This is a genomic window from Glycomyces sp. NPDC050141 (assembly GCF_055586545.1).
Window position 1 is genome coordinate 121,382 of the sequence record NZ_JBVJHZ010000006.1, and the last position, 18,451, is coordinate 139,832.

Consider the following 18,451-nt stretch of genomic DNA (forward strand, 5'->3'; position numbering starts at 1 on the left):
CGCAGTATGAGTGCTTCCTACCGTGGCGGCGAACCCGTCGCCGAGATCGTCCGGTCCGGATTCGCCGAGAGCCTCCACCGGGGCAGCGTCGCCGTGACCGACCCGTCCGGGAACCTCCTCGCCTCGATCGGCGACACGGGTTCCGCGGTCTTCCCCCGCTCCTCCAACAAGCCCATGCAGGCCCTCGCGATGCTCCGCGCCGGATGGGCGCCCGGCACCGAGGCCGACCTCGCCATCGCCTCCGCGAGCCACCGAGGCGAGCCGTTCCACCTCGCCCAGGTCGCCTCCGTCCTCGGCGGCGCCGGGCTCAGCGAAGAAAACCTGCAGTGCCCGGCCGACCTGCCGAGCGACCCGAACGCCCGCAACGCGGTCGTCGCCGCCGGCGGGGAAGCCCGCCGCATCTACATGAACTGCTCGGGCAAGCACGCCGGGATGCTCGCGGCCTGCGCCGCGAACGGCTGGGACCTCGCGACCTACCGCGACCCCGAGCACCCCTTCCAGCAGCTCGTCATCGCCACCGTGGAAGAGCTCACGGGCGACACCGTGGACGCGGTCGGCGTCGACGGCTGCGGCGCTCCCGTCCTGGCCGTCACCCTCGCCGGGCTCGCCCGCGCCTTCGCCCGCCTCGTCGAGGCCCCCGAGGGCACCGACGAGCGCCGCGTCGCCGACGCCATGCGCGCCAACCCGAAGCTCATCGACGGCACCCGCGGACCCGACCACCGCATGATGACCGCCCTGCCCGGCCTCATCGCCAAGGGCGGCGCCGAAGGCGTCCACGTCGTCGCCGCGCCCGGCGTCGGCGCGGTCGCCGTCAAGATCGACGACGGCGCAGGGAGGGCCTCCACGCCCGTGGCCCTGCGCGCGCTCACCAAGCTCGCCGGTTTCGAGATCCCGAAGGACGCCAAGCCCGAGGTCGACAACCTCGTCTGGCCCGAAGTGACGGGCGGGGACCAGCAAGTCGGACGCCTCCGCCCGCTCCTGTGAGTGGCCTGCAACTCAACCCGGGGAATACCCCGTTGAACCGCCAGGTCCCGGCACGGTAAGATCGTCGCGTCGCAAGTACTGACACTCGCGCGAGTGGCGGAATGGCAGACGCGCTGGCTTCAGGTGCCAGTGTCCGTAAGGACGTGGGGGTTCAAGTCCCCCCTCGCGCACAGAGCAGGCCCGGAGGTTTCGACCTCCGGGCCTTATCGCTTTCCCAGGGCCGGTCGCGAGCGGGAACACCCCGCGATCCTTCCGCGTTAGGCTCGGGAAGAGGAACCGGAACCGAGACGAGTGGGGCCACACCGACCATGACTGAAGCGAACAGCAAGCCGGAGCAGGGCGAGCGCGACGCCGCCGACCAGCCGTTCATCGTCGACGCCGAAGGCAACCCGATCACCGCCGAGGCCGAGGTCGAGGAGACCGAGCGCTACGAGACCGACCCGACCAAGCTCGTCCCCGAACCGGCCAAGGTCATGCGCGTCGGCTCCATGATCAAGCAGCTCCTCGAAGAGGTCCGCGCCGCCGACCTCGACGACAAGGGCCGCCAGCGCCTGCGCGACATCCACGCCCGCTCCATCGCCGAGCTCGAGTCGGGCCTGGCCCCGGAGCTCCGCGACGAGCTGGAGCGGCTGTCGCTGCCGTTCAGCGCCGACGAGATCCCGACCGAGGCGGAGCTGCGGATCGCGCAGGCGCAGCTGGTGGGCTGGTTGGAGGGGCTGTTCCACGGCATCCAGGCGGCGCTGGTGGCGCAGCAGATGGCGGCGCGGCTGCAGCTGGACCAGATGCGTTCGGGCGAGTTGAAGGCGCTCACGGCGGGCGAGGACCTTCCGCCGCAGCTCCGGGCCGTGATGGCCGAGCGGGCCGCGCGCGGTGACGATCGCGACCACCACCCTGGTCAGTACCTGTAGGGCTGTCACATGCCTTAGACTCGTGCCTGCCTTCCCGGCGGGGGCCAGAGTGGTTCGAGGGTTTCGCCCGGTGCGGTTCGCGAGCCATAATTGGCTCCTAACCGACCTTCCCGCAGCCGGGGTGAGACCACTGGAGAGCTGAACACGGTGCTGTACAAGACGTTGCAATGGACGGCCGCGCCGACCATCAAGCTCATCTACAGGCCTTGGATCGACGGGAAGGAGAACATCCCGGAGGACGGTCCGGTCATCCTGGCGTCCAACCACCTCTCCGTCGCCGACCACTACTTCCTGGGTCTGACCACCAAGCGGCACATCGCGACGATGGCGAAGATCGAGTACTTCACGGGTGCGGGCATCAAGGGCAAGCTGATCTCCTCGACGGTGAAGGCCCTCGGCCAGGTGGCCGTCGACCGCTCGGGCGGGCGCAAGAGCGCCGCGTCCCTGGAGCCGTCGCTGGAGGTGCTCGAGGAGGGCCGCGTGTTCGCGATCTTCCCGGAGGGGACGCGTTCGCCCGACGGGCGCCTGTACCGGGGGAAGCCGGGTGTGGCGCGGCTGGCGCTCACTTCCGGCGCGCCGGTGATCCCGGTGGGCTTGATCGGCACGGAGAAGGTGCTGCCGATCGGCGAGTCGCGGCCGCGTGTGGCGCCGGTGGGCGTGCGCGTGGGCAAGCCGCTGGACTTCACGCGGTACAAGGGCATGGAGAACGACCGGGTGGTGATCCGGGCGGTCACCGACGAGGTGATGGACGCGATCCGGCGCCTGACGGGCCAGGAGTACGTGGACAAGTACGCCAAGCGCAACGGCTCGGAGAAGTCCGAGGACTAGCGGCTGGCGGTCGTAGTGGCGGCGCCGGTGGGCGTCGCCGTTCCCGTCGGCGTCGCGGTGCCGGTGGGCGGGCCGCTCGGTGTGGCGGTCCCTGACGGGGTGGCGGTGCCGCCCAAGGGCGGGGTCGCGGTTCCCGTTGGGGGCAAAGGCGATTCGAGCCCGGTGGCGGGGCTGGTCGGGAGGCCTTCGACGCCGCTGATGGTGACGCCCCAGATCTCGACGGGCACGGGCGGGGTGCCGTCGTATTCCACCGTCTCGGTGAGGGCCGCGATCTGGTCGAGCACTTCGTAGCCGTCGACGATGCCGCCGATGACGCTGACGCCGACGGTGGGGATCGCCTCGCCGCGGATGAGCGCGAAGGAGCTGCCCGCACGGCCCTTGTCGTCGGTGATCAGGGCGAGGACGTCGGCGACGTCGTTCCCGGCCATGCCGGTCTCGGCCTGGAAGCGCCAGCCCGGGCCGTAGGAATCCCCGGTCTCGGGGTCGAGGTCGGGGCTGCCGCAGCGCAGGATCGCGGTCGGGTCGACCGCCTGCGTGGTGAGCCGGTCGCATTCGTGCGAGGCGTAGAACGCGGTCTCGGAGAGGTGCGTGAACGCCTCGACCCCGCACGGCGCGAGGTCGCCCCACAGGAGCACGACGATCTCGCCGTAGTTGGTCTGGACGGTGGCGAGGGAGCGTTCGACGGGCTCGCCGGGCTCCATCGGGTCGGCGCCCTGCCCGGCGTCGTCGGCTTCGGTGACGGTGCACTGCTCGGCGATGACCTCGCCCGTCGCTCCGGTGCCCGAGTCGTCGTCGCGGAAGGCGAGCCACGTGACCGCGGCGACCGATCCGGCGGTGAGGGCGACGGCGCCGAGTCCGGCGAGTCCGCGTTTCCAGCTGCCGGTGCCCTCGCGCTGCCACGGCGCTTCGCCCCGGAACGGGTTCGACGCTACTGGCTCGTGCTCGGTCTCGCTTCGGTCGCGGCGGGGCTCCATGTCTGTGCATCGTACGGGGCCTCGTCTCGGGCGAGATAGGCGTATCCGACGCAGATCAAACCGTAGGAGAGCGCCACCGCGAGGAGCGTCCCGGGCGCGTAGCCGTCCTCGGGGACGACGAACGCGGCGGCGAAGAGCCCGGCGAGGTAGCCGACGTTGTACACGGTGTCGTTGACGCTGAAGACGCGGCCGCGGTAGGCGTCCTCGACGCCGCGCTGGATGCTCGTGTCCACCGTGATCTTGAGGCCCTGGGACGCGATGTTCACCAGGAGCACCGCGACGGCGAACATGACCGGTTTCATGGTGCCCGAGAGCGCGGCGACGACGACCGCGCACAGCGCCATGAGCACGACGATCCAGTTCTTGGGGCCCCACACACGGGTCGCGCGCGGGGTGGCGACGGCGGCGGCGAGCACCCCGATGTTGCCGAGCACGGCGAGGACCAGCAGCCACGAGATCGTGGTCCGCCCGGTCGGGTCGGACTCGACGTCCCAGAAGAACCCCATGAACAGCGCGATCGCGATGATGAACACGACCCCGTACAGGAACCGGTGCAGCCCCTGCACGGCCATGGCCAGGGCCGGGCCCTTGCGCTGCCCGAGGTGCTTGAACCCCTCCCACATGCCCGAGCTGGTCTGGGCGATGCCGCGCCACAGGCCCGTGGGCGCGTCGTCGACGAGCGGGCCGAGGTCGGCGCGGCGGAACGAGCTGCCGACGATGACGGCGGAGGCGAGGTACCCGCACCCGGCGGCGAGCGCGAGCATCGAATAGGAGACGCCCGAGTCGAGGAGTCTCGCGACGCCCGTGGTCGCGAGGCCGAGGCCGTAGGCGAGGGCGCCGAGGGTCGAGGCGAGCGAGTTCGCGGTGACCAAGTCCCTGGCGGGCACGACCTGCGGGTGGGCGGCGCCGAGCCCGGCGAGGACGAAGCGGTTGGCGCCGAGGACGACCATCGCGCACAGCACCCACGACCAGTTGAAGCCGCCGGGCAGGGTCAGGCAGATGACGATCATGAGTGCGGCGCGCGCGAGGTTGGCGCCGCCGATCAGGTTGCGGCGGCTGAACCGGTCGAGGACCGTGCCGACGTACGGCCCGAGCAGGGAGTACGGGCCGAGGAGGATCGCGACGGCCGCGGCGTACCGGAACGGGTCGTTCGCTTCGCCGAGGGCCGGGTTGAAGAACACCGAGAGCGCGAGGGAGGCCTGGAACATGCCGTCGGCGGCCTGCGACGTGAGGCGCACCGCGAGCAGGTGCCTGAATCGGCGGTTGCTCGCGAGGTTCCGAACGTGCCCGTCGGTGCGCATTGTCCGAGGATAACTCCGGTGAAAGCCAAGGGGGACCCCGATTTACATCAAGGTCCCCTATGGCGGTGCTGTTGGATATCGTGGCCGCGGATTACTCGCCCGCGATGAAGTCCTCGACCGAGATGCGAGCCTCTTCGTCGGAGAACTGCTTGGCCGGCGACTTCATGAAGTAGCTGGAGGCCGATTCGACCGGGCCGCCCACGCCCCGGTCGAGGGCGATCTTCGCCGCGCGGACCGCGTCGATGATGACGCCCGCGGAGTTCGGCGAGTCCCACACCTCGAGCTTGAGCTCGGCGTTGAGCGGCACGTCGCCGAAGGTGGTGCCCTCGAGGCGGATGTACGCCCACTTGCGGTCGGTCAGCCACGGGACGTGGTCCGACGGGCCGATGTGGACGTCCGCACCGAGCATCTCGTGCGGGATCTGCGAGGTCACGGCCTGCGTCTTGGAGATCTTCTTGCTCTTGAGGCGCGAGCGCTCGAGCATGTTCATGAAGTCCATGTTGCCGCCGAAGTTCAGCTGGTACGTGCGGTCGAGGCGCACGCCGCGGTCCTCGAACAGCTTCGCCAGCACGCGGTGCACGATGGTGGCGCCGACCTGCGACTTGATGTCGTCGCCGACGATCGGGATGCCCGCGTCGGTGAACTTCTTGGCCCACTCCGGGTCGGAGGCGATGAACACGGGGAGGGCGTTCACGAACGCGGCGCCCGCGTCGATCGCGGCCTGCGCGTAGAACTTCGCGGCCTTCTCGGAGCCCACGGGCAGGTAGCACACGACCACGTCGGTCTTGGCCGCCTTGAGCGCGGCGACCACGTCGACGGGCTCCTCGGTGGACTCGGTGACCATCTCGGTGTAGTACTCGCCCAGGCCGTCGTGGGTCGGGCCGCGCAGGACCGGCACGCCGGTCGGAGGCACGTCGGCGAACTTGATGGTGTTGTTCTCCGAGGCGAAGATCGCGCTGGCCAGGTCCTGGCCGACCTTCTTGGCGTCGACGTCGAACGCGGCGACGAACTCGATGTCGTTCACGTGGTAGTCGCCGAACTGGACGTGCATGAGGCCGGGCACCCGGTCCTCGGGCTTGGCGTCGCGGTAGTACTCGACGCCTTGGACCAGCGAGTTGGCGCAGTTGCCTACACCGACAATGGCTACGCGGAGCTTACCCATCGCGCATGCCTCCTTTGCCTTGTTTATTTGGGTCTCCGGCGCTCGCAGCCGGATCGGGTGTTCCCTGATCCGGGACGGCCTGGTGCCGTCCCGGTTCGGCGAAGGGCTCGCCGAAGTCGTTGCGCTGCTCGGGGCGGCGGCTCTCCTCGGAGGCGATGAGCTCGTTGAGCCAGCGCACCTCCCGCTCGGCGGTCTCCAGCCCGTGCCGCTGCAGTTCGAGCCCGTAGGCGTCGAGCCGCTCGGCGGTGCGGGTGAGGGCCTCGCGGATGCGTTCGCGGCGCTCCTCGACGCGGCGGCGGCGGGCCTCGAGGATCCGCAGGCGCGTGGCCGGGTCGGTGCGCGAGAAGAACGCGAAGTGCACCCCGAACAGGGCCTCGTCGGCCGATTCGGGGCCGGCGTCGGCCATGAGCTGAGCGAAGTGCTCTTTGCCTTCGGGTGTGAGCCGGTAGACCTTGCGGGCCCGGCGCCCGGTGAGCAGCGGGGTCTCTGCCGCACCCTCACGTGGGGTCTCCTCGGCGATGAGTCCACGCTGACGCATGCGCTTGAGAGTGGGGTAGAGGGAGCCGTAGCTGAACGCGGCCCTGATGGCCCCGAGCAGGGCCAGCAGGCGTTTGCGCAGCTCGTAGCCGTGCATGGGGGTTTCGTGCAGGAGACCCAGGATGGCGAGCTCAAGCATCGTGCCCCTCCTCTCACACGGCGATCTAACGCTTTGATGTATCGGCTCGATACATCAGGGTTAACCATAGCGGCAGGCGCAAATCACGTCAAGGCGCGCGTCCGCGCCCTGTTCAGAGGGGCTGCCATCCGATAGGCTGGCCCACCAAGCGATCTAGCAGAGTTCTCTCAATTTCGATGTGCGAAACTGCGAGACGACCGGCCACCCCCCATGCCGGGAGTAGACCTTTGCGACCGCCGGTCCGCCGGGCGCGCCCCCTCGGGGCGCCAGGTGACCGGGCCGACCGGCAAAACCCGGAAGATGCCCGGGTTACACAGCATGTGGATGGTTGAGCATGAGCGACTACGGTTATCGTCCCGCCCCGCCCCCCGAGGACGGCAGGCCCCAGGGCCAAGGCGGACGACCGGACGGCCGCGCCTACGGCAGCGCCGGGTCCGGGGACCGCCAGAACGACTACGGCTGGGGCGGACAGCAGCAGCACGGCGGCGGCCACCAGGGCGGCCCTCAGGGCCAGGCCCCGCGGCCGCGCCAGCAGCCGTACGGCACCCCCGCCTCCGGCAGCGCTTCCGTCGGGCGCGGATCGGTGCCGCCCGGACGCGGCTCCGCTTCGGTCGGCGGCCGCCCCACCGGCTCCGCTTCCGTCGGCTCGGCCTCCGTCGGCAGCGCCTCGGTCGGCGGCCAGGGCCGCAGCGGCCGCGCGAGCGTCGGATCGGCGTCCGTTGGTTCAGCATCCGTCGGCTCGGCCTCGGTCGGCTCCGCTTCCGTAGGCGCCGCATCGGTCCGGCCCGGCGATCCCGGCGAGCGCACCGGCCGCGCCACCGTCGCGGGCTCCCGCCGCGCAGGGAAGGGCCCGGGCAACAAGAGCGACCTCGAAGGCGAAGGCGGCAAGAAGAAGCGCAAACGCCTCGGCCGCAAGATGCTCGCGGCGATGATCGCCCTCGGCGTCGTCGGCATCACCGCCGTCACGATCGTCGGCACCTACTACTTCCAGGACGCGCCGTCCCTGACCGGCCTCGCCCGCGACGGCGAGTCCTCCTCGTTCTACCTCGCCGACGGAGAAACCCAGGTCGGCGCATTCGGAGAGACGCTGCGCCTCCAGGCCACCGAGGAAGAGATCCCGGAGACAGTGACCGACGCCCTCGTGGCGCTGGAGGACCGCAAGTTCTGGGAGCACGGCGGCGTCGACTACGTCCGCACCGCCGGCGCGCTCGTCAACAACCTCACCGGCGGCGAGACGCAGGGCGCCTCGACGATCACCCAGCAGTACGCGGGCATCTACCTCGACGCGCGCGACGAGATCTCCTACGACCGCAAGGCCCGCGAAGCGGCCGTGGCGATCAAGATGGAGAACGACTACACCAAGAAGCAGATCATCACCGCCTACCTCAACGTGGCCTACTTCGGCCGCGGCGCCTACGGCATCGAGGCGGCGGCGAAGAACTACTTCAACGTCCCGCTGATCGACCTCACCTACGACCAGGCGGCGTTCATCGTCATGCAGGTGAAGTCCCCCAACGGCTACTACGACCCGTACTTCACGGACTACTACGACGAAGGCGCCGCGAAGGGCCGCTGGGAGTTCACCATGAACGCCCTCGTCGAGACCGACCAGCTGTCGCAGGCCGAACGCGACAAGTTCGCGTACCCGGAGCCGATCAAGGACTTCAAGGCGAGCGGCTCGTGGGGCGGCGACACGCCCCTGGGCTTCATCACGAACGAGCAGGACGGCTACATCTTCGAGGAGCTCGAAGACCGCTACGGCATCACCAGGGACATGCTCGGCGGCACGCTCGAAGGCGATGACAAGGGCGGCGGCTACAAGGTCGTGCTCACCATCGACTCAGAGATCCAGGACGCCCTCGTCTCCACCGGTTCGCGCGGCGACATCGAGCGCGCGACGAACGAGAACGGCGAATGGGTCGACGCCGACGGGAAGGTCGTCGCGACCGAGGCCGAGGCCGCTCCTGCCGAGGACGAGGACGGCTACTCGTACTTCAAGAACGACAACGGCGAAGCGGCGCTTAAAGAGTACGAGGAGTACATGATGACGGCCATGGTCGCCATCGACCCCGAGTCCGGTGCGGTCCTCGGCTACTACGGCGGCGACGACGGCTTCGGCGTCGACAAGGCCGGCGCCGAGTCCCCGCACCCGCCGTCCTCGACGATGAAGCTCATCACCGCGGCCACGGCCATGGAGAACGGCGACTCGATCGAGTCGTGGTTCAACGCCGGCTCGCCGCGCGCCTTCGACAGCCTCCAGCTCGAGAACGCGTGCATCGGCGGCGGCGACTACCCCGACTGCACGCTGCGCAACGGCATCCAGTCCGACACCAAGCTCGAACTGACGCTCACCGACTCGGTGCGCAAGTCCAAGAACACCCCGATGTACGCCATCGCCGAGGAGTACGGGGCCGACCAGATCCTGCAGTACGCCAACAAGATGGGGCTCACCCAGATGAGCCAGACGCGGTCGCTCGCCGACGACAACGGCGACATGCACGACGTCATCGTCAACTACGAGCTGACCGCCGACGGGCAGTACATCGTGCGCGGCAAGGCCGTCGACGCCGAGAACAACCCGGTCACCAACGCCTCGGGCAACTGGGACGACTGGGCGCTCGTCGAGGTCGACGAGAACTGCAATCCGGAGATCAACCTCGAAGGCGCCTTCATCGAGGACGCCGACGGCGAGCCGACCGGGTGCGCGATCGGCGCGAACGGCGAGACCGACCCGTTCTACTACCACCTCTCGTTCGGCCAGTACCCGACCAGCGTCCGCGACATGGCGGCCATGTACGCCACCATCGCGAACAACGGCTACTACCACGAGACCCACTACATCGCGAAGGTCCTCGACGGCGGCGGCAACGAGGTCGAAGAGAAGCGCGAGCTCAACGAGGGCCAGGCCATCAAGGAAGACGTGGCCCGCGACCTCCAGTGGGTCGGCTCCGAGATCGCCGGTGAATCCGAGACCGAGAAGCTCACCCGGGACTACTTCGGCAAGACCGGTACCTGGGAGGCCACCGGCGAGGACAAGGACGGCAACGAGTACCAGTCCGGCTGGAACGCCCACGCCTGGTACGTCGGCGCGATCAAGCAGCTGTCCATCGCCGCGTGGGTCGGCAACGTGACCTCGGAATCCGCTCCGATCGCGGCCCCGGGCGGCAGTTTCGACGGCGTCTACGGCTCCAACACCGCCTATCCGGTGTGGTACACCGCGATGAACCGCCTCCTCGATGCCAAGGAAGGTCAGGAGGACTGGGACCCTGTCGAGTGGGACGGCAAGGTGAAGTACGGCCAGGCCAACACCTGGGACCTCGACAACGCCGGGTTCAACCCGAGCGGCGCGTTCTGCAAGGAGAACGCCGACGACCCCCGCTGCGGCGCTTCGCAAGAGGAAGAGGACAAGAAGGCCTGCGAAGAGGGCGGCGGCACGTGGGTCGACGACAAGTGCGAGACCACTCCCGGAGGGGACGACGACACCTCGCAGAGCCCGGACCCGACCGAGGACACGACCAGCGATCCGGCGTGCTCGATCTGGGAGCCGAACTGCAACACCGACGAGTCGACCTCGCCAGCGGAGGAGTCGACCACGACCGCCGAACCCGAGGACGGCGGCAACGGCAACGGCAACGGCTGAGCCGCGTTGAACGCGGCTGACCACCGATAGCGCCGAGACGGCGGCATGGGCCACAATAGGGCCCATGCCGCCGTCTTCGTCTGACCCGATCGGCTCGCCGCCGCACCCCGAGCGAGCCCGGCCCTTCGGCGACCCCCCGGTCGCCCCCACCCTCACCGACCGCCTGGCGCGCTTCGCCTCCGGCTTCATCGGCGGCCCCTTCGGGGACCACGCCGTCGACCCTCCGCGGCGCCGCTACTGGACGCCGATCCGGGTCATCCTGTTCACCGGGCTCGTCGCGTTCGCGATCAGCTGGCTGCAGAAGTACCCTTGCGCCGCAGGCGGATGGACCGACTGGTCCCAGTACACGAACGCCTGCTACACCGACATCCGCGCGCTGTGGGGCGCCGAACGGCTCAACGAAGGCGCCGTCCCCTACCGCGACCACCCGGTCGAATACCCGGTACTGACCGGCTGGTTCATGGGGATTCTCGGGCAGATCGCCTACCGCGCGGGCAACGTGCTCGGCATCGACGGCGGCCCGATCTTCTACCACCTCAACGCGGTCGTGCTCTTCGTCTGCGGCGCGTTCGCCATCGCGATCCTCCACAGGATCCGCGAGGACAACCGCCGCACCGACCTCCCCGGCCCCAACCCCGACCCGGCGCTCGTCTACTCCCGGCCCTCCAGGCCCTGGGATGCGATGCTCCTGGCCGCCGCGCCGGTCGTGCTCGTGACCGCCACCGTCAACTGGGACCTGTTCGCCATCGCCCTGTCGATGCCGTTCTTCCTGTACTGGCAGCGCAGCCGCCCGATCATGGCCGGGCTGTTCCTCGGCCTCGCCGTCGCCGCGAAGTTCTACGCGCTCCTGTTCATCGGCCCGCTCCTCATCCTCGCCCTGCGCCAGCGCAAACTCCTGCCCGCCTTGCAGGCCACCGCGACCGCCGCGGTCGTGTGGGCCGTCATCAACGCGCCCGTCGCCTACTTCTGGCGGGACTCGTGGATGCGGTTCTTCGAGCTCAACTCCGAACGCCCCGTCGACTGGGGCACCGGCTGGTACGTGCTGCGCGGCGTCACCGGCTGGGAGCAACTCTGGGACTCCGAGTACGTCAACGACCTGTACCTGGTCCTGTTCGCCGCGTCCTGCCTCGGCATCGCCGCGCTCGGGCTGTTCGCAGGCCGCAGGCCCGGCGCGCCAGGGCTGCGCGGGATCGCGACCGCCGACGACCTCATGCCGCGCCTCGCGCAGCTGTGCTTCCTCGTCCTCGCCGCATTCCTGCTGTTCGGCAAGGTCTGGTCGCAGCAGTACGTGCTGTGGCTGATCCCGCTCGCGGTCCTCGCCCGCCCCAAGTGGGGCGCGTTCCTGCTGTGGCAGGCCGCCGAACTGTTCTACTTCTTCTCGTTCTACGGCAAGATGCTGCAGGTCTCGGTCGAAGAGGGCGACCGCGGCATCCCCGAGTGGCTGTTCCTCTCGGCCGCCGCGTCACGCTGGATCATGGTGGCCGTCATGTGCGCCTTCGTGATCCAGGAGGTCCTCATTCCGCGTCTGGACTCGGTGCGAGGCCTTCCCTTGCGGCCCAAGCGCGCAGCTGCGACTCAGCCTCTTCGCGGGGCATCGGGCCCCGCTCCAGCCGCAGCTCCTTGAGGAACGCCCACGCCCGGCCCACCTGCGGGCCGGGCGGGAGGCCCAGCAGCTGCATGATCGCGTTGCCGTCGAGGTCGGGGCGCACCGCGCGGAGGTCCTCCTCGGCGCGGATGCGCGCGATCCGGTCCTCGAACGCGTCGTAGTCGCGGCGAAGCCGCTCGGCCTTGCGCCGGTTGCGGGTCGTGCAGTCCGAACGCACCAAGAGGTGCAGCCGGTCGAGCTGCTGCTCAGCGTCCGTGACATACCGGCGCACCGCCGAATCGGTCCACCCGGCATCGCCGTAGCCGTAGAACCGCAGGTGCAGGGAGATGAGGAGCGAGACGGCCTGCACGTCGGACTTCGGGAACCTGAGCTCCCGCATCCGCCTGCGCGCCAAGCGCGCACCGGCCACATCGTGGTGGTGGAACGTGACGCCGCCGCCGGCAACGATGTCCTTCGTCTCGGGCTTGCCGATGTCGTGCAGCAAGGCCGCGAGCCGCAGCAGCAGATCCGGGCCGTCCTCTTCCAACGCGATCGCGTTGCGCAGCACCTGCAGTGAATGCTCGTACACGTCCTTGTGCTGGGCGTGCTCGTCGATCTCCATGCGCAGCGCGGGCAGCTCCGGCAGGAACTGCTCCGCCAGGCCCGTGTCGACCAGGATGCGCAGCCCCACCACCGGATCGGGCGCCATGAGGAGCTTCACGAACTCGTCCCTGATCCGCTCGGCGGTGATCCGCCCGAGCTCGGGAGCCATGCGCCGCATCGCATCCAGCGTGTCCGGGTCGATCGCGAACCCCAGCTGCGCGGCGAACCTAGCCGCCCGCAGCATCCGCAGCGGGTCGTCGGCGAACGACGACTCCGGGGACGCCGGGGTGCGGATCGTCTGCCGCGCGATGTCGGCCAGACCACCGAACGGATCGGTGAACTCGTGGCCGGGCAGCGACACCGCCATCGCGTTCACCGTGAAGTCGCGGCGCTCCAGGTCGTCGACGAGGTTGTCCCCGTACCGGACGATCGGGTTGCGGCTCACCCGGTCGTACGCGTCCGCGCGGAACGTCGTCACCTCGACCTGCTCGCCCCGGAACATCCCCCCGATGGTCCCGAAATCCGCGCCCGTGGTCCACACCGTCGAGCAGTGCGCCCGCAGGATCGCCTCCGTCGACTCCGGACGCGCGTCCGTCGTGAAATCGAGGTCGCTCACGCTCCGGCGCAGCACCGCGTCCCGGACCGGGCCGCCGACCAGGTGCAGCTCGAAGCCCCCGTCCGCGAACACCCGACCCAGTTCATCGGCTATGGGCGGGACCGTGATTTCCTTACCGCTACTGTTGTCAGACATCGCCGGGCAAGCTTAGCGGAGAGTGCGAGAATGGCCGACCCCCACGCGAGACCGGGCCCCGGGCACTCACCGTCCGGGCCCGTCCGAGGACCCTACGGAACCCCTCCGCCGAACGCGTACCCCCCGCCCGGCCCCCAGACCGGCAACGGCTACGCCCCCCTCGGCGTGCCGACGCCCCCGCCGGCCCCGCAGCCCCAGGGCAAGAACGTCGTCCGCTCCAGCCTCCTCATGGGCGCGGGCTCCCTCGTCTCCCGCGTCACCGGCTTCGGCCGCACCGTCGTCATCTCCGCCGCGATCGGCGCCGGACTCCTCGGCAACTCCTACACGACCGCGCAGTACTTCCCGCAGATGATCTACGAACTCGTCCTCGGCGGCGTGTTCGCGAGCATCATCATGCCGCTGTTCGTCAAGGCCCACAAGAACGACCCGGACGGCGGCGACGCCTTCGCCCAGCGCCTCCTCACCCTCGCCGCCCTCGTCCTCGGCGCGGCCGCGCTCGTCGTCACCCTCTGCGCGCCGATCATCGCCCGGTTCATGTCCAGCCCCGACCAGTACGACCTCGTCACCGAGTTCTCGTACTACATGCTCCCGGCGCTGCTCCTGTACGGCCTCTTCGCGGTCCTCTCCGGGGTCCTCAACTCCCGCGAGCACTTCGGCGCCCCCATGTGGGTGCCGATCATCAACAACCTCGTCGTCATCGCCATCGGCGCGCTGTTCTACGTGATCTACACCCGCGACGCCGTCCCGAACGCCGAAGGCGACATCTTCGCCAGCGCCGATCAGGTGACGAACGGCATGATCCTGCTCCTGGGCGCGGGCACCACCGCGGGCGTCGTCATCCAGGTCGTGTGCCTGGCGCCGGCCCTGCGCAAGGCCGGGTTCCGGTGGCGGCTGCGGTTCGACTTCAAGGCGCTGCCGCTGCGCGAGATCCGCCGCATGGCCGCCTGGACGCTCCTGTTCGTGGCCGCCAACCAGGTCGCGGTCATGGCGGTCATCAAGGTCGCCAACGCCGCCAGCGCCACCGACTCGGACGTGTTCATACCCGGTGTCACGGTGTACAACAACGCGTACCTGATGATGATGATGGCGCACGGGATCGTCGCGGTCTCGGTCATCACCGCGCTCATGCCGCGCATGACCCGCGCCGCCGACGACCGCCGCTGGCCCGAGCTGGCCGACCACCTCTCCAACGGCATCCGCCTCGCGTCGTTCCTGCTGGTGCCGATCGCGGCGGCGTTCATCGCGCTGCACGAACCGCTCGCGCTCGCGATCTTCCAGTGGGGCGCCTATTCGCCCGAAGAGGCCGTCGCCACCGGGCAGGTGCTGCTCATGGCCGGGGTCGTGCTGCTGCCGTTCTCGGTGAGCCAGCTGCAGATCTACGCGTTCTACGCGCAGACGGACACCAAGGCCGTGGCGATGTTCAGCCTGCCGGTGATCGCCATCCGCATCGGCGGGTACCTGCTGGCGTTCGCGTTCCTGCCCGCCGAGTGGGTCGTGGTGGGGCTGTTCGCGGCGAACGGCGTCTCGTACCTCGTGAGCCTGCTCCTGTCGATGACCTTGCTGCGCAAGCGGATCGGCCTGCTGGGGATGCGGAAGACGATGAACGGCCTGGTCCGCACGGGTGCGGCGGCCGCGATCGCGGGCGGTGTGGCGTACGGCGGGTGGCTGCTGTGGCCCGATCTGCCTGCCGAAGGCGGCCTGGCGAAACTGGGGCAATTCGGGGCATCCGTGGTGCTCGGGATCGTGCTTCTAGGCGTGTACTTCGCGGCCTGCCTGGTATTCCGCGTCACTGAGACGGCGTCGCTCCAGGCAACGGTGCGCGCAAAGCTGCGACGATGAGGCAAGTACGATCCATACGTGCACTCTGGCCGGATCGCGCAGAGCCGCTTGGACCGCACCATGACCGAACCGGCCCACGAAGGCCCCGGCCGGGACCCCCTCGCGGGGTCGCATTGAGAGGGGAGGACCCCGCATCATGACCACCGCCGAAGTGCCGTCCGTGGGCGACCTGCTCGCCGAACGGTACCGCCTCGAAGAGCACGTCGGAGGCGCGAACGGCTACCGCCAGCTGTGGCGGGGCGTCGACGTCCTGCTGCACCGCTCCGTCGCGGTCGTGCTCCGCTCCCCCGGCGGCGAGGACGCCGCCCCCACCATGACCGCCGCCGTCGCCGCGTCCCGCGCGCACGTCGACTCGATGGTCGACGTGTACGACGCGGTCGACGAGGGGCGCTTCGCCTATGTCGTGCGCGAATGGGTCAACGGCTCTTCGCTCCGCGGCGTGCTCGAGCAGCACCACCTCGACCCGGTGCACGCGCTCGAACTGGTCGCCTCCGTCGCCGACGCGGTCGCCGCCCTCCACGAAGGCGGCGTCACCCACGCCGACCTGCACCCGGGCACGATCCTCCTCTCCGAGGACGACCGTGTCATGGTCACCGAGCCGCGCAACGAGCCCGGGAACACGCCCGTCGAGGACGTGCGGGCGCTCGGCGCGACCCTCTACGCCTGCCTGACCGGGACGTGGCCGCGCGTCGTGCCCGCCGAGAACACCGGGCTCGCCGACGCCGCCACCGACGAATGGGGCCGCGTCCTCGACGCGGACAAGGTCGTCCCGGGCCTGCCCGCCGCGCTCTCCAAGCTCACCGCGGACCTGCTCGACCACTCGCAGACGCCGCCTTCGGCCGCCGAGCTCGCGGTGGACCTGCGCCGCCTCGCCGAGACCGGCGGGGCCGGGCCTGCTGTGGCCGCGGCGCCGACGCCCACGAGCGTCCTGGGCTCCATCAACCTGGGCCGCCGCAGCGGCGGCACGATCGCCGACGCGCCGCCCGCCGGGATGAAGCGCCTCGCCGTGGTCGCGGCCGTCATCGCCGCCGTCATCTTCGCCGGTGTGGTCACCAGCGCCGTCGTCTTCGGCGACGGCGACGACCCCGCCGGGGCCGAGGACCAGGTCACCGGTGCGGACACCGGCGCCGACGCGACCGGTTCCGAGGACGGGACCACCGACTCCGCCGCGCCCACCGAGGTCGCGCTCACCGCCGACTCGATCCGCGTGGTCGACCCGCCGGACGGGGACCGCGACCAGGGCGAAGGCGTCGAGAACGTCATCGACGACAACGCCTCCACCGGCTGGACCACGAACACGTACTACAACGACCCGGGCTTCGGGAACCTGAAGCCGGGCATGGGCATCCTCATCGACCTCGGCGAGGCCCGCGAGGTCGCGTCCGTGCGGGTCCAGATGACCAGCGCGGGCGCCACGGTGGGCCTGCTCGGCGGCGACGAGGACCCGGGCGACTCCAGCGACGGCGACCAGGCCATCGTGGACGGCTTCTCCGTCCTGGCCGAGCCGGTCGCGGACGCGGACACCAACATCGAGCTGAAGACCGACGGCGCGGCGACCCGCTTCATCGTCGTGTGGGTGACCGAGCTGCCGCCGGTCTCCGACGGCTACAAGCTCACCATCAGCGACATCAACGTCTTCGCCCGGTAGCGGGCCCGCCATGTCCGCCCCTCTCCCGTACGGCCAAGGCGCTGTCGGCGGTTTCGCCGCGGCGACCGACGCCGAGCTGCTGCGCCGCCACGTGGGCGGCGAGCGGGAGGCCTTCGGCGAGCTGTTCCGCCGCCACCGGGGCCGCCTGTGGGCCGTCGCGGTGCGCACGCTCGGCGACCCGGAGGACGCCGCCGAGGCGGTGCAGGACGCGATGATCAAGGCCTACCAGGGCGCGGCGGGCTTCCGGGGCGGCTCGGCGGTCACGACCTGGCTGCACCGGATCGTCGTGAACGCGTGCCTGGACCGCATCCGCGCCGCGGGGCGGCGCCCCACGGTGCCGCTCGCCGACGACGCCCTGTCGCTGCCGGCCTCGGACGCGGCCGCCGATCCGCAGCAGGCCGCGCTCCGGTTGAGCGTGCACCGGGCGCTCGCTGAGCTGCCGTTCGACCAGCGGGCGGTCCTCGTCTACGTCGACATGCTCGGCTACCCGGTCGAGGAGGTCGCCGCGATCCTCAAGGTGCGGCCCGGGACGGTGAAGTCGCGGGCGTCGCGGGCGCGCAAGCGCCTGGCCGCGCGCCTCCCCGAGTTCGACCCGTCCAGCGACCGAAGCATCATTGGCGTGGGCGACGACACGGCGCCCGGCGCCTCCGCGGCGGGGAACCCGCCGCGCCAGCAGGGCGTCGAACCAGGAGCGACCTACCAGACCGGTGGAGAGGAGGGGAACCGATGAGCCCGCAGCGTCCGAACGACGCCGAAGCCGAGGTCAGCCGCGCGCTGTGGCAGGCCTCGCACGGCTACGGCGACCTTCCCGAGCAGGTCGGCGACCGGCTCGACCGCGTCCTCGACTCCCTGCCGCCGGTCGGCACCCTGCACGGGAGCGAACGCGCCTCCGCGCAGGCCCCGGCCGAGACCTGGACCGAGCGGTGGGCGGAACGCCTGCGGCCCAAACGGGTCCGGTACGCGATCGCGAGCGCCGCAGCGGCCGTCCTCGTCACCGTCGGCGGCGTCGCCACCGCGATCCAGCTGACGACCACGAACGCCGGATCGGACAGCGGCGCGTCCTCGGAGGTCCTCGCCGACAGCGAGACCGACCGGGACGGCGAAGAAGCGGCCCCCGGCACGATGGAGGCCTCCCCGCCGAGCGAGACCCAGAACGAGTCGGGCGAGGACGAGGTCGGCGGCCTCGTCGGCATCGAGACGTTCGCCACCGGCACCGACTACAGCGCGGGCACCGACCTCATCGCGGTCCTGCGCGAGCTCGGCGCCGACAGCACCTCCGGCGAGGTCCCGCCCGAGCTGGCCGCCCTCGCCGAGGGCGGCGACTTCTGGCGCAACTGCGAGGAGGCCATCGCCGAGCGGTACGAGGGCCTGCTCGTCGCGGTCGACTTCGCGCACTACGACTCGCAGCCCGCGATCATGGCGCTCATGGTCGGCGAGACCGGCGACATCGCCGTGGCGCTCACCCCGGCCTGCGCGGACGGCGTCATCGAACCGCTCGTCGAACAGCCCTGATCGGGGCCCGTCCGCGGCGCTGTTCGCGCCCGGCGGACGC

General features: G+C 70.4%; 14 protein-coding genes and 1 tRNA gene. 10 read left to right on the top strand and 5 right to left on the bottom strand.

All coding sequences use genetic code 11. The annotated features are described in order from the left end of the window. The first annotated feature begins 6 nt into the window (after nt 1-6). The 4 genes from ACZ60M_RS05890 (at nt 7) to ACZ60M_RS05905 (ending at nt 2,720) form a co-directional block, all read left to right on the top strand. A complete protein-coding gene (locus ACZ60M_RS05890) occupies nt 7-984 on the top strand; it encodes an asparaginase (protein ID WP_465415126.1) in 978 nt (325 codons plus the stop codon). An 87-nt stretch (nt 985-1,071) separates the two neighbouring features. After that, a tRNA-Leu gene (locus tag ACZ60M_RS05895) sits at nt 1,072-1,154 on the top strand. 138 nt (nt 1,155-1,292) lie between these two features. Beyond that, nucleotides 1,293-1,892 carry a bacterial proteasome activator family protein gene (locus tag ACZ60M_RS05900; RefSeq protein ID WP_465415127.1) on the top strand — a complete coding sequence of 200 codons (600 nt, stop codon included), beginning with the start codon at nt 1,293-1,295 and terminating at the stop codon, nt 1,890-1,892. Nucleotides 1,893-2,039: 147 nt separating this feature from the next. Continuing rightward, the gene (locus tag ACZ60M_RS05905) at nt 2,040-2,720 is read left to right on the top strand and encodes a lysophospholipid acyltransferase family protein (protein ID WP_465415128.1); all 681 of its coding nucleotides are present in this window, start codon (nt 2,040-2,042) and stop codon (nt 2,718-2,720) included. On the opposite strand, the gene ACZ60M_RS05910 is transcribed toward ACZ60M_RS05905, so the two are convergent. The 4 genes from ACZ60M_RS05910 to ACZ60M_RS05925 all read right to left on the bottom strand — a co-directional run bounded on the left by ACZ60M_RS05910 (nt 2,717) and on the right by ACZ60M_RS05925 (nt 6,833). Further along, nucleotides 2,717-3,694, bottom strand: a complete 978-nt coding sequence (locus ACZ60M_RS05910) for a peptidylprolyl isomerase (protein WP_465415130.1) — start codon at nt 3,692-3,694, stop codon at nt 2,717-2,719. The genes ACZ60M_RS05905 and ACZ60M_RS05910 overlap by 4 nt on opposite strands. After that, entirely contained in the window at nt 3,649-4,995 is a 1,347-nt protein-coding gene (locus tag ACZ60M_RS05915; RefSeq protein ID WP_465415132.1) for an MFS transporter, read from the bottom strand. The genes ACZ60M_RS05910 and ACZ60M_RS05915 overlap by 46 nt, the downstream gene beginning before the upstream one ends. 91 nt (nt 4,996-5,086) lie before the next feature. Further along, a complete protein-coding gene (locus ACZ60M_RS05920; RefSeq protein ID WP_465415134.1) occupies nt 5,087-6,157 on the bottom strand; it encodes an inositol-3-phosphate synthase in 1,071 nt (356 codons plus the stop codon). Then, complete coding sequence (locus ACZ60M_RS05925; RefSeq protein WP_465415136.1) at nt 6,150-6,833, bottom strand: PadR family transcriptional regulator; 684 nt, start codon at nt 6,831-6,833, stop codon at nt 6,150-6,152. Before ACZ60M_RS05925 ends, ACZ60M_RS05920 begins: the two co-directional genes overlap by 8 nt. A gap of 334 nt (nt 6,834-7,167) precedes the next feature. Here ACZ60M_RS05925 and ACZ60M_RS05930 point away from each other — a divergent pair, with 334 nt between their 5' ends. Together ACZ60M_RS05930 and ACZ60M_RS05935 are read left to right on the top strand one after the other, a co-directional pair. Continuing rightward, nucleotides 7,168-10,473: a transglycosylase domain-containing protein gene (locus ACZ60M_RS05930; protein ID WP_465415138.1), complete on the top strand. Its 3,306-nt coding sequence runs from the start codon at nt 7,168-7,170 to the stop codon at nt 10,471-10,473. A gap of 64 nt (nt 10,474-10,537) precedes the next feature. After that, on the top strand, nt 10,538-12,097 hold the full coding sequence (locus tag ACZ60M_RS05935; RefSeq protein ID WP_465415140.1) for a glycosyltransferase family 87 protein: 1,560 nt from the start codon (nt 10,538-10,540) through the stop codon (nt 12,095-12,097). On the opposite strand, the gene ACZ60M_RS05940 is transcribed toward ACZ60M_RS05935, so the two are convergent. After that, entirely contained in the window at nt 11,988-13,412 is a 1,425-nt protein-coding gene (locus ACZ60M_RS05940; RefSeq protein WP_465415142.1) for a CCA tRNA nucleotidyltransferase, read from the bottom strand. The two genes, ACZ60M_RS05935 and ACZ60M_RS05940, sit on opposite strands and share 110 nt — an antisense overlap. Before the next feature lie 165 nt (nt 13,413-13,577). Between ACZ60M_RS05940 and murJ the strand changes: the two genes are divergently transcribed. The 4 genes from murJ (at nt 13,578) to ACZ60M_RS05960 (ending at nt 18,411) form a co-directional block, all read left to right on the top strand. Then, a complete protein-coding gene (murJ, locus tag ACZ60M_RS05945; protein WP_465415144.1) occupies nt 13,578-15,251 on the top strand; it encodes a murein biosynthesis integral membrane protein MurJ in 1,674 nt (557 codons plus the stop codon). Nucleotides 15,252-15,387: 136 nt separating this feature from the next. After that, a complete protein-coding gene (locus ACZ60M_RS05950; protein WP_465415146.1) occupies nt 15,388-16,899 on the top strand; it encodes a protein kinase family protein in 1,512 nt (503 codons plus the stop codon). A 10-nt stretch (nt 16,900-16,909) separates the two neighbouring features. Continuing rightward, nucleotides 16,910-17,629, top strand: coding sequence for an RNA polymerase sigma factor SigM (gene sigM, locus ACZ60M_RS05955; RefSeq protein ID WP_465415148.1), 720 nt, complete (start codon nt 16,910-16,912; stop codon nt 17,627-17,629). After that, nucleotides 17,626-18,411 (top strand): hypothetical protein, encoded by a 786-nt coding sequence (locus ACZ60M_RS05960; protein WP_465415150.1) that lies wholly within the window; start codon nt 17,626-17,628, stop codon nt 18,409-18,411. The genes sigM and ACZ60M_RS05960 overlap by 4 nt, the downstream gene beginning before the upstream one ends. Nucleotides 18,412-18,451 lie beyond the last annotated feature (40 nt).

Coding starts and splice junctions, on each gene's coding strand:
- ACZ60M_RS05890 (WP_465415126.1), top strand. CDS start 7: ATGAGTGCTTCCTACCGTGGCGGCGAACCCGTCGCCGAGATCGTCCGG.
- ACZ60M_RS05930 (WP_465415138.1), top strand. CDS start 7,168: ATGAGCGACTACGGTTATCGTCCCGCCCCGCCCCCCGAGGACGGCAGG.
- sigM (WP_465415148.1), top strand. CDS start 16,910: ATGTCCGCCCCTCTCCCGTACGGCCAAGGCGCTGTCGGCGGTTTCGCC.
- ACZ60M_RS05960 (WP_465415150.1), top strand. CDS start 17,626: ATGAGCCCGCAGCGTCCGAACGACGCCGAAGCCGAGGTCAGCCGCGCG.
- ACZ60M_RS05950 (WP_465415146.1), top strand. CDS start 15,388: ATGACCACCGCCGAAGTGCCGTCCGTGGGCGACCTGCTCGCCGAACGG.
- ACZ60M_RS05940 (WP_465415142.1), bottom strand. CDS start 13,412: ATGTCTGACAACAGTAGCGGTAAGGAAATCACGGTCCCGCCCATAGCC.
- ACZ60M_RS05900 (WP_465415127.1), top strand. CDS start 1,293: ATGACTGAAGCGAACAGCAAGCCGGAGCAGGGCGAGCGCGACGCCGCC.
- ACZ60M_RS05920 (WP_465415134.1), bottom strand. CDS start 6,157: ATGGGTAAGCTCCGCGTAGCCATTGTCGGTGTAGGCAACTGCGCCAAC.
- ACZ60M_RS05915 (WP_465415132.1), bottom strand. CDS start 4,995: ATGCGCACCGACGGGCACGTTCGGAACCTCGCGAGCAACCGCCGATTC.
- ACZ60M_RS05910 (WP_465415130.1), bottom strand. CDS start 3,694: ATGGAGCCCCGCCGCGACCGAAGCGAGACCGAGCACGAGCCAGTAGCG.
- ACZ60M_RS05935 (WP_465415140.1), top strand. CDS start 10,538: ATGCCGCCGTCTTCGTCTGACCCGATCGGCTCGCCGCCGCACCCCGAG.
- ACZ60M_RS05925 (WP_465415136.1), bottom strand. CDS start 6,833: ATGCTTGAGCTCGCCATCCTGGGTCTCCTGCACGAAACCCCCATGCAC.